Raw genomic sequence first — 8,743 nt, 5'->3', positions numbered from 1 at the left:
CGCGTCAGAAGTGTGATGGCCGTCAGTGCAATCGAAATCTGGATCAGCGTAGTCGCCTGTGCCCAGCGGTGATGACCATGCATCAGCTTTTCGCTTTGAGCGTCCTGATCCGCAACGGCTTTTTCGATCGCTTCCGCGTTGGCGCGAATCGGTTCTTTCTGCTGCTTGTATTTCTCGACATCGGCGGCGAATTTGGCATGCGCCTCGCTGTTCGGAGCCGACAACGCGGCGCCGAGTTCCGCGAGGTTTTCCTTCTCGCCCTTCGCCTGATAGTACGACCACTGGTTCGCGGCCTCGGTCTTCTTGATGGCCGCTTCGTTCTTGTAATAGAGCGCCAGATTTTCGCTGGTGCCGCTCTGATAGGCGTAGATCGCGCCAATCGTGGCGAGGATGGCGGTCATCACCGCCATGCGGCTCGCAAACGGATCGGCGTCCTTGTGCGCGCCATGGCCTTCGCCGACGTGTTCTACCGCATGGTCGTGCAGACCATGCACTTCAAATTCATCTGACATGCAACACTCCGGACAAACGGGTTCATTGTTTTAAGCAGATCGCGCCCCGGCGGAGGCCCGACATCAGCGCCCGCATCTGCATGGCACAAGCGTAGCAGACGTCGGTGCCCGGCGCGTGAAGCGCACGGCCGGATCGCATTGTATGCGGCAATAAACCTCATTGGCCGGAGCACGGTGTGTGCCGGTTGTTCACATCAGAGCTCGCGTCGTTCGGTGGCCCTAGTGACCCGCCGAACGACGCGAGACTTACATGGTGATGACGACACGTCCGCTCGTGCCGGCGGTGACTGCTGCGTAGGCTTCGCGCGCATGCTCGAGCGCAAAGCGCTGCGCAATCGCAGGCGGCTGCAAGGCGCCGCTTTCGAAGCCTTCGACCAGCGCAGTCATCAGCGGCGCGGACTCCGCCACGCCGAGCTTGGCGCTATCCACACCCAGCAGCTGCGTTTCGTTGTGATAGAAATCGATCATGTCGAACTCGACGCGGCGCTTGCCCGTCGCGCTGATTTCGATCACGCGGCCACGGCGCCTGACGAGGCCGAGCGCCGTCTCGAACATCACGCCGCCCACCGAGTCGTACACCACGTCCACGCCGCCGTTGCTCAGTGTCTTGACGCGCTCGACGGTGTGCTCGTCAATCGGCACATACTCGTCGATCAGACGGCCGGCGGGCGAAGCGGCGTCGGGCCGGTGCCGGTCCACGCCGATCACGCGGCAACCGCGCGCTTTCGCAATCTGCACGACCGCGCCGCCGACCCCGCCGCCCGCGCCGATCACGGCAATCGTTTCGCCCGCCTTCAGTTGCGCGTAGCTCACGGTGCCGAGCCATGCCACCACGAAGTTCACGCCGATTGCCGAGGCCTGCTCGTGGCTGAGCGCGCTGGGCTTGCGCGACAACGCCGCAAGCGGAATCCGGATGAACTCCGCGTGCGTGCCGTCGCGCGTTAAGCCAATGTCGCCACCGGTGCCCCAGACTTCGGCGCCGATCCATTCAGCCGGACCTTCCACGACCACGCCGCTGAAATCGCGGCCCGGCGTGCGCGGCAGCTGGGTGTGCTCGAAGTGCCCCGAGACGTTTTTGGCGTCGCTCGGATTCACCGACGCGCTTTTCACCTGCACGACGGCGTTGTCCGCGTCGGCGGAAGGCGTCGGCAGGTCGACGTATTCGAGTACTTCGGGGTTTCCAAAGCTCTTGAACTGAATGGCTTTCATCGACAATGCTCCTGATCGTGTGAGGTGCTGCATCGAGCAGCGTGAAAGTCATTCTAGATGGCAGGAGCGTCACGATTGAGACAAGAACTTTCGATTTTCAGACAACGTCGCCGGGACTCTGCCGGCCCCGTCTGACGCCCGTTCGCTAGCCGGCTGCCTGCGAACCGCTAGCTTCGCGCGTCGCGCTCAGGGTTTCCTGCGGATCGAATTCGGTGGGCGGCGCGCCGAGTTCGCGGCGGAACATGTCGCTGAAGCTGCTCGGCAGATAGCCGAGCGCGCGTGCAATGCTGCTGACCGAGCGGCCCTCGGCGAGCCCCGACACCGCGACGGCGAGCTGCACCTGGCGGCGCCATTCGGAAAAGCCCATACCGAGTTCTCGCGTGAAGAGGCGCGAGAGGGTGCGTACGCTGGCGCCGACGGACTCGGCATGCTGCTCGAAGCTGATCTCGATCGAAGGGTTGTCGATCACCGCGCGGCACAGCGCGTCGAGCCGGCGGTCCGACGCTTCGGACGCATCCGGCAAGGGAACGCGTAGCGACGAACGCGGTGCGTGGGCGAGTTCGAGCATCGCGAGCTTGTAGGCCGTCTCCAGGTAGCTCTGGTCGCGTGAGCGCGTGTGCTCGAATTCGGCAATCGTCGTGATCAGCTCGCGCAGCAGACCGTTGATTTCGAAGACGTCGCTCATCCGGCTCAGATGCGCCACGTTGCGTTCGTGCAGGTAGAGATTGCGCATCTCCACCTCGCTCATCATGTGGATGGAGTGCACCGTGCCGGCCGGCAGCCACACGGCACGCTGCGGCGGCACCACCAGCGCCTCGCGGTCGACTTCGACCCACATCACGCCCGCGATCGCATACAGCACCTGCGCCCAGGTGTGCGAATGCGGCTCGATATGCAGGCCACGCGGATAGTGCCGCGCGAGCGAGTGGGCGTCGTCGTCTTCGGGCAGTTCGGGGGGGCGGGCTTTGGGCACGGCGTTTCAGTTGGGTAGGCGGGCTGGCGCCCCGTGGGTTGAACGATACACCATCGCGCGAGCTGCCTGAGGCCACGCCAGCAGGTGCATCACGGATTCCGGCAGGGCGCTTGTGCGGCGCTTTCCGGCGGTGGCATAAAATCCGCGCGGGCGGCGACGGATTTTATTGCGCGCCGCGTTTAAGCAGCAACGGAGCTGGTCCGCCGGCGCGGGTCGGGGTGGATCGGCTGGCAGTCGTCACAGATTGATTGAGCGCCGCAGCCGGCAGCAAGCCCGGACAAGATTCCATACACGATACCAGGCAAGCATAAAACGCACGTCAGGGAGCAACGGCCAGTGAGAAACGCCCGGGTCACGACACGATCTGTGCAGACGCAGCAGTGCCGGCCACATGGGCCGCGCATGTCGCGGGACGGCGCGCCTTGAGCCAGCGCGACCCCGATGCGGAACTCGTCGCGCGGGTCGGCGAGCAGGACCAGGCCGCCGTGCGCACGCTCGTGTCGCGCAAGCTGCCGCGTCTGCTCGCACTGGCGACGCGCATGTTGGGAGACCGTATGGAAGCGGAAGACGTCGCGCAGGAAGCGTTCGTGCGCATCTGGAAACAGGCCTCGAACTGGCAAGAGGGCGAGGCGCGCTTTGACACGTGGATTCACCGTGTCGCGCTGAACCTCTGTTACGACCGGTTGCGCGGGCGGCGTGAGGATCCCGTCGCCGAGCCGCCGGACGAGGCCGACCCACGCCCGTTGCCCGAGCTGCAACTCGAAGCGCGGGCGCGCGACGAACGCGTCCGGGCGGCGCTGGCCGCGTTGCCGGTGCGTCAGCGCGAGGCGCTGGTGCTCAATTACTACCAGGAGCTTTCGAACCTCGAAGCGGCCGCGCTGATGGGCATCACCGTCGACGCGCTGGAAAGCCTGCTGGCGCGCGCCCGCCGCAATCTGCGGGTGCAACTGGCAGGCAGCGGCTTTAGCAAGGACATGCCATGACACCTGAGAGATTCCGAACCATCGTCGACGCTTACGGCGCCGATCCGCGCCGCTGGCCCGAAGGAGAGCGCGCGGCAGCCGAGCTCTGGGCCGAATCGCACCCGGCCGAGGCGGACGCGCTGCTGGCCGGGTCGGCGAGCCTCGACGGCTGGCTCGCCAGCCAGACGGTCGCGCCGCCCGGGCATGAACTGGTCGAGCGGGTGATCAACGCCGCCGCCACGGCCCCGGCCAACCCGGCGAGGCGGCCTCGCCGCGACCGCCGGCAGCGCGTGCGGCTCTGGTGGCAGGGCGTGGCGTTTGCCGGCATCGGACTCGCGGGCGGTCTCGCGGGTGCGTTTGCGGTGTCGTTCTTCGTGATGGCCGGCACACCGCCCGCCGGGCATGAGGCGTCCTACACAACGAGCAGTTTCGACGGGTCCACCGCCGACTGGAGCGGCGAATGAACGGCCGTGGATGGAAGCTTCTGCTGGTTGGGTCGCTGGTGCTCAACGTGTTCATTCTCGGCGCAATCGCGGGTGGCGCGTACCGCTGGTTCGCGGTGCATGGCGGCCGAGGCGCAGCGCCTGCGCAACACACCGCGCTGCGCTATGCCGCTGACGATCTCTCGCCTGAGCGGCGCCAGCAGTTTCTCGACGCCCTCAAGGGCGCGCGACGCGAGGGGCGGGACTACGTTCGTGACGGACGCGAGGCGCGCCGCCAGGTGCTGGACCTGCTGGCCGCGCCGCAGCTCGATCGGGGCGCGCTCGACGCGGCGCTGCAGAAGACCCGCGACGCCGATACCGCGTTGCGCGCCGAGGTGGAGGGCAGCGTCGTGGATTTTGCGGCGTCGCTGACAACCGACGAGCGCCGCGAGTTCGTCGATGGTCTGAAGCAGCGTGGCCAGTGGCGCGAGCCGCAGAAGTCCGCGGCGAAGAAGCCGGCCACGAGCGAGGCGAGCGAATAGACCGTGCCGGCGCCGTCAACAAAACCTGAACCATGTGCGACGGATTTTCGTGTGACCTTCGTTTAAGGAAGGTACAGCAAGGCTCGAAGGAAAACGCATGATCACGTCACTCCACGACAATGCCGCGGCGATTGCACTGAACCGTTTCGGTCTCGGCGCCCGCCCGGACGATACGCCGCCGGCTGATCCCAAGGGCTGGCTGCTCGCGCAGTTCGAGCAATATCAGGCGACGCCGGCGGCGTGGTCGAACCAGCCGACTTCGGTTGCATTGGCCACGCAACTGGGCGAGCAACGTCAGCAGAACGCGGCCAAGGCCGACGCAGACGCGCAAGCGAGTGCGGGGGCGGGGGCGAGTACGAGTACGAGCGCCGCTTCAGCCGCCAGTGACGCTGCTGCCATGCAGGCCGAAAAGCTCGCCGCCAACAAGGCGCTACGCGTTGAAATCCGCGACGTCTACCGCACGGCGGTCAATGCGCGCGTCGTCAGCGCGTTGTCGACGCCCACGCCGTTCGTCGACCGCCTCGTCTATTTCTGGGCGAATCATTTCGCGATCTCCACCGACAAGCCGCAGGTCACGGCACTCGCCGGTACGTTCGAAATGGAAGCGATCCGTCCGCATGTGCTAGGCCGCTTCGACGACATGCTGATCGCCGTTGAGCGTCATCCGGCCATGCAACTGTTCCTCGATCAGACGCGCTCGGTCGGTCCCGACAGCGCGGCGGCGATGCGCGCCGGGCAACGCGATCCGGATCACAAGCGCGGTCTCAACGAAAATCTCGCCCGCGAAATCATGGAACTGCACACGCTCGGCGTACGCAGCGGCTACACCCAGGCCGACGTCACCGAATTCGCCCGCGCGCTGACCGGGTGGAGCGTGGCGGGCGTGAAGGGGCCGCAGCCTGGCGGCGCGGCGCCAGGCGCATTCGTGTTTCGCGCGGCGCTGCATGAACCGGGTACGCGGACCATCCTGGGCCGCCAATACGATCAACCGGGCGAAGCACAGGCGCTCGCGGTGCTGCACGACTTCGCGGCTTCGCCGGCGACGGCGCAGCACATTGCCGGCAAGCTTGCGCGTCACTTCGTTGCCGACAATCCGCCGCCGGCCGTGGTGGATCGTCTTGCCCGTGCTTTCGAGCGCAGCGGTGGCGATCTGCCCACGGTGTATCGCGCGCTGATCGATTCGCAGGAAGCGTGGTCGCCCGTCGCGGTGAAATTTAAAACGCCGTGGGAATGGACCGTTTCGGCGATGCGCGGCCTCGGCTGGCAAGACCTCGGCAATCTGCAAGGCGCGCCGTTGCTCACCCAACTCGGCCAGCCGGTATGGCGCCCAGGTTCGCCGGCCGGCTACGACGATATTGCCGCCAGTTGGGCCGCGCCCGACGCGCTGGTGCGCCGGGTCGAAGTGGCGCAGCGCTTTGCGGCGCGCGTGGGTGACCGGCTCGATCCGCGCTCGCTCGGTCAGACGTTGCTGGTCGGCTCGATCAGCGAGCCGACTGCGACAGCGGTCGCGCGTGCCGAGAGTGCCTCGACCGCGATTGCGCTGTTGCTCGTGTCGCCCGACTTCCAACGGAGATGAACGCCATGCTGACCCGCCGCCAATTCCTCAACGTCGCCGCCGCCGGTGCCGGCGCGATGCTCGTTGCGCCGCAGCTCGCCTTCGCGCGCGTCGAGACCGAGCGCCGCTTCGTCTTCGTGATTCAACGGGGCGCCGCCGATGGTCTCAACATCGTCGTGCCGTACGCCGAGCCGGCTTATACGAGCCTGCGCGGCGCGCTCGCGATCGATCCGTCCAGCGCGACGAAGCTCGACGGCACCTTTGCGCTGCATCCGTCGCTCGCGCAGACCGCGCAGATGTACGCCGCGGGACAGGCGCTATTCGTGCATGCCGTGGCGTCGCCGTATCGGGACCGCTCGCATTTCGATGGCCAGAACGTGCTGGAAACGGGTGGCGCATCGCCCTATCAGGTGAAGGACGGCTGGCTCAACCGCCTCGTTGCGCAACTGCCCGCGACACACGAAAACGCCATTGCCTTCGCGCCGACGGTGCCGATGGCGCTGCGCGGCAAAGCGGATGTGACATCGTATGCGCCCTCGGGGTTGCCGCAGGCGCCGGACGATCTGCTGGTGCGCGTCTCGCAGTTGTACGACCAGGACGCGCAATTGCGGCCGCTATGGGAATCCGCAATGGCGGCGCGCGGCCTCGCTGGCGACGCCAGTGCGCGCCAGGATCCGGCGAGCCTCGGCAAGCTCGCGGCGAGTTTTCTCGTACGCGACGACGGACCTCGCATTGCGATGATCGAAACCGGCGGCTGGGACACACACAGCGCGCAAAACCCGCGTCTCGCGAATCAGTTGAAAGCGCTCGACACGATGATCGCCGCCTTGCGCGACGGCATGGGACCGCTCTGGAACAAGACGACGGTACTGGTTGCAACCGAATTCGGCCGCACGGCAGCTGCAAACGGCACGGGCGGCACGGACCATGGGCAGGGCTCCGTCGCGATGCTGATGGGCGGGGCCGTCAACGGTGGCCGCGTGATCGCCGACTGGCCCGGTCTCAAACCCAACGAGCTCTATCAGGCTCGCGATCTTCGGCCTACCACCGCGCTCGATGGATTGATCGCGGGCGCCGCCGCCGAAAGCCTCGGACTCGATCCGCATCGAACGGCGGCAAGCCTCTTCTCGCAAGCGTCGCAAGCAGGCACCCCGCAACCGCTCACGGGTTTGATCCGTAGCTAACGCGCCGGCTTGACAGGCTTCGTATGACAGGTTCACGGCGGCATCCACAATCTGCACGCGTTTCACAAAATCTCCATCGCAGCTGCGGATAATCTGAAAAGAGGTTTTATTACGTAATGCTTTCGTTCGGTGTCGTAAACCCCCTGCAGATTTACGTTTTGCATACGACTCGCCTTCAAACGAGTCAGCGTCCAGGATGCGCAGAGCGTATTTGAAGTGTTCGAAGTCATTTTCCGTTCAAAAGAGCTATGATCTTTGGCGTTGCTAGTCCGCGCGGTTTCAGGCGGCGCATGCCACCTGGCCCTTTGCCGCGCAATGATTTCTTCCCCCGCATAATTGTTGTTCCCCGCTAACAGGCGCAACGGAACAGGCTGGAGTATTGATGAAAACGCTGTTTTTGCAGGCCCCGTCGTATGACGGTTTCGATGGCGGCGCGGGTTCGCGTTATCAGGCGAAGCGCGAGATCCGCTCGTTCTGGTATCCCACGTGGCTCGCGCAGCCGGCGGCACTCGTGCCGGATAGCCGCGTGCTCGATGCACCGGCTGATGGTCTGTCGGTCGAAGCCTCGCTTGAGATCGCGCAGCAGTATGAGCTCGTCATCATTCACACGAGCACGCCGTCATTCCCTACGGATGCGATGTTTGCGCAGGATCTGAAGAAGCGCAAACCGTCGGTGATAATCGGCATGGTGGGCGCGAAAGTAGCCGTCGATCCGCACAACTCGCGGACCGCTAGCGAAGCGATAGATTTCGTCTGCCGTGAAGAATTCGATTTCACCTGCCAGGAAGTGGCGGCGGGCAAACCGCTCGCGCAGATCCAGGGCTTGAGCTATCGCGCTGCGGACGGTTCGATCGAGCACAACGAGGCGCGCCCGATCCTCGAGAACATGGATGAGCTACCGTTCGTGGCGCCCGTCTACAAGCGTGACCTGAAGATTGATAACTACTTCATCGGCTATCTGAAGCATCCGTACGTCTCGATCTACACGGGCCGCGGCTGCCGCTCGAAGTGCACGTTCTGCCTGTGGCCGCAAACCGTGGGCGGGCACCGCTACCGGGTGCGTTCGGTCGAGAACGTGCTCGAAGAGGTCAAGTGGATTCGCGACAACATGCCTGAAGTCAAGGAGATCATGTTCGACGACGACACCTTCACCGACTTCAAGCCACGCGTCGAAGAGATCGCACGCGGGCTGGGCAAGCTCGGCGTGACATGGTCCTGCAATGCAAAGGCCAACGTGCCGTACGCGACGCTGAAGATCATGAAGGAAAACGGCCTGCGTCTGCTGCTGGTGGGCTATGAATCGGGCGACGACCAGATCCTGCTGAACATCAAGAAGGGCCTGCGTACGGATATCGCACGACGCTTCAGCGAAGACTGCCGCAAG

At 65.1% G+C, this 8,743-nt stretch carries 9 protein-coding genes; 6 read left to right on the top strand and 3 right to left on the bottom strand.

Annotated features, from left to right (window positions below):
* From VGH68_RS05845 to VGH68_RS05835, 3 genes are all read right to left on the bottom strand, one after another.
* Nucleotides 1–512, bottom strand: a 512-nt coding sequence (locus VGH68_RS05845; RefSeq protein ID WP_331602582.1) for a DUF4337 domain-containing protein, incomplete at its 3' end; no start/stop codon positions are given.
* 246 nt (nucleotides 513–758) lie between these two features.
* Complete coding sequence (locus VGH68_RS05840; protein WP_331602581.1) at nucleotides 759–1,721, bottom strand: zinc-binding alcohol dehydrogenase family protein; 963 nt, start codon at nucleotides 1,719–1,721, stop codon at nucleotides 759–761.
* Between the two features lie 145 nt (nucleotides 1,722–1,866).
* The gene (locus VGH68_RS05835) at nucleotides 1,867–2,694 is read right to left on the bottom strand and encodes a helix-turn-helix transcriptional regulator (protein WP_331602580.1); all 828 of its coding nucleotides are present in this window, start codon (nucleotides 2,692–2,694) and stop codon (nucleotides 1,867–1,869) included.
* Nucleotides 2,695–3,074: 380 nt separating this feature from the next.
* Between VGH68_RS05835 and VGH68_RS05830 the strand changes: the two genes are divergently transcribed.
* From VGH68_RS05830 to hpnJ, 6 genes are all read left to right on the top strand, one after another.
* On the top strand, nucleotides 3,075–3,677 hold the full coding sequence (locus VGH68_RS05830; protein WP_331602579.1) for an RNA polymerase sigma factor: 603 nt from the start codon (nucleotides 3,075–3,077) through the stop codon (nucleotides 3,675–3,677).
* On the top strand, nucleotides 3,674–4,120 hold the full coding sequence (locus tag VGH68_RS05825; protein ID WP_331602578.1) for a hypothetical protein: 447 nt from the start codon (nucleotides 3,674–3,676) through the stop codon (nucleotides 4,118–4,120). The genes VGH68_RS05830 and VGH68_RS05825 overlap by 4 nt, the downstream gene beginning before the upstream one ends.
* Nucleotides 4,117–4,620 (top strand): periplasmic heavy metal sensor, encoded by a 504-nt coding sequence (locus tag VGH68_RS05820; RefSeq protein WP_331602577.1) that lies wholly within the window; start codon nucleotides 4,117–4,119, stop codon nucleotides 4,618–4,620. The genes VGH68_RS05825 and VGH68_RS05820 overlap by 4 nt, the downstream gene beginning before the upstream one ends.
* A 97-nt stretch (nucleotides 4,621–4,717) precedes the next feature.
* The gene (locus VGH68_RS05815; protein ID WP_331602576.1) at nucleotides 4,718–6,196 is read left to right on the top strand and encodes a DUF1800 domain-containing protein; all 1,479 of its coding nucleotides are present in this window, start codon (nucleotides 4,718–4,720) and stop codon (nucleotides 6,194–6,196) included.
* Between the two features lie 5 nt (nucleotides 6,197–6,201).
* A complete protein-coding gene (locus VGH68_RS05810) occupies nucleotides 6,202–7,359 on the top strand; it encodes a DUF1501 domain-containing protein (RefSeq protein WP_331602574.1) in 1,158 nt (385 codons plus the stop codon).
* A gap of 382 nt (nucleotides 7,360–7,741) precedes the next feature.
* Nucleotides 7,742–8,743 (top strand): hopanoid biosynthesis associated radical SAM protein HpnJ (hpnJ, locus tag VGH68_RS05805; RefSeq protein WP_331602573.1); only part of this gene is annotated, 1,002 nt, incomplete at its 3' end.

It is taken from the genome of Paraburkholderia sp. (genome assembly GCF_036488505.1).
Taxonomy (GTDB): domain Bacteria; phylum Pseudomonadota; class Gammaproteobacteria; order Burkholderiales; family Burkholderiaceae; genus Paraburkholderia.
Note: the sequence above shows the minus strand (reverse complement) of the source record. Positions and strands in the feature narration are given on the sequence as shown.

Bases quoted from the DNA above. Each gene is read 5' to 3' on its own strand.
- VGH68_RS05810 (WP_331602574.1), top strand. From the start codon at position 6,202: ATGCTGACCCGCCGCCAATTCCTCAACGTCGCCGCCGCCGGTGCCGGC.
- VGH68_RS05825 (WP_331602578.1), top strand. From the start codon at position 3,674: ATGACACCTGAGAGATTCCGAACCATCGTCGACGCTTACGGCGCCGAT.
- VGH68_RS05820 (WP_331602577.1), top strand. From the start codon at position 4,117: ATGAACGGCCGTGGATGGAAGCTTCTGCTGGTTGGGTCGCTGGTGCTC.
- VGH68_RS05815 (WP_331602576.1), top strand. From the start codon at position 4,718: ATGATCACGTCACTCCACGACAATGCCGCGGCGATTGCACTGAACCGT.
- VGH68_RS05840 (WP_331602581.1), bottom strand. From the start codon at position 1,721: ATGAAAGCCATTCAGTTCAAGAGCTTTGGAAACCCCGAAGTACTCGAA.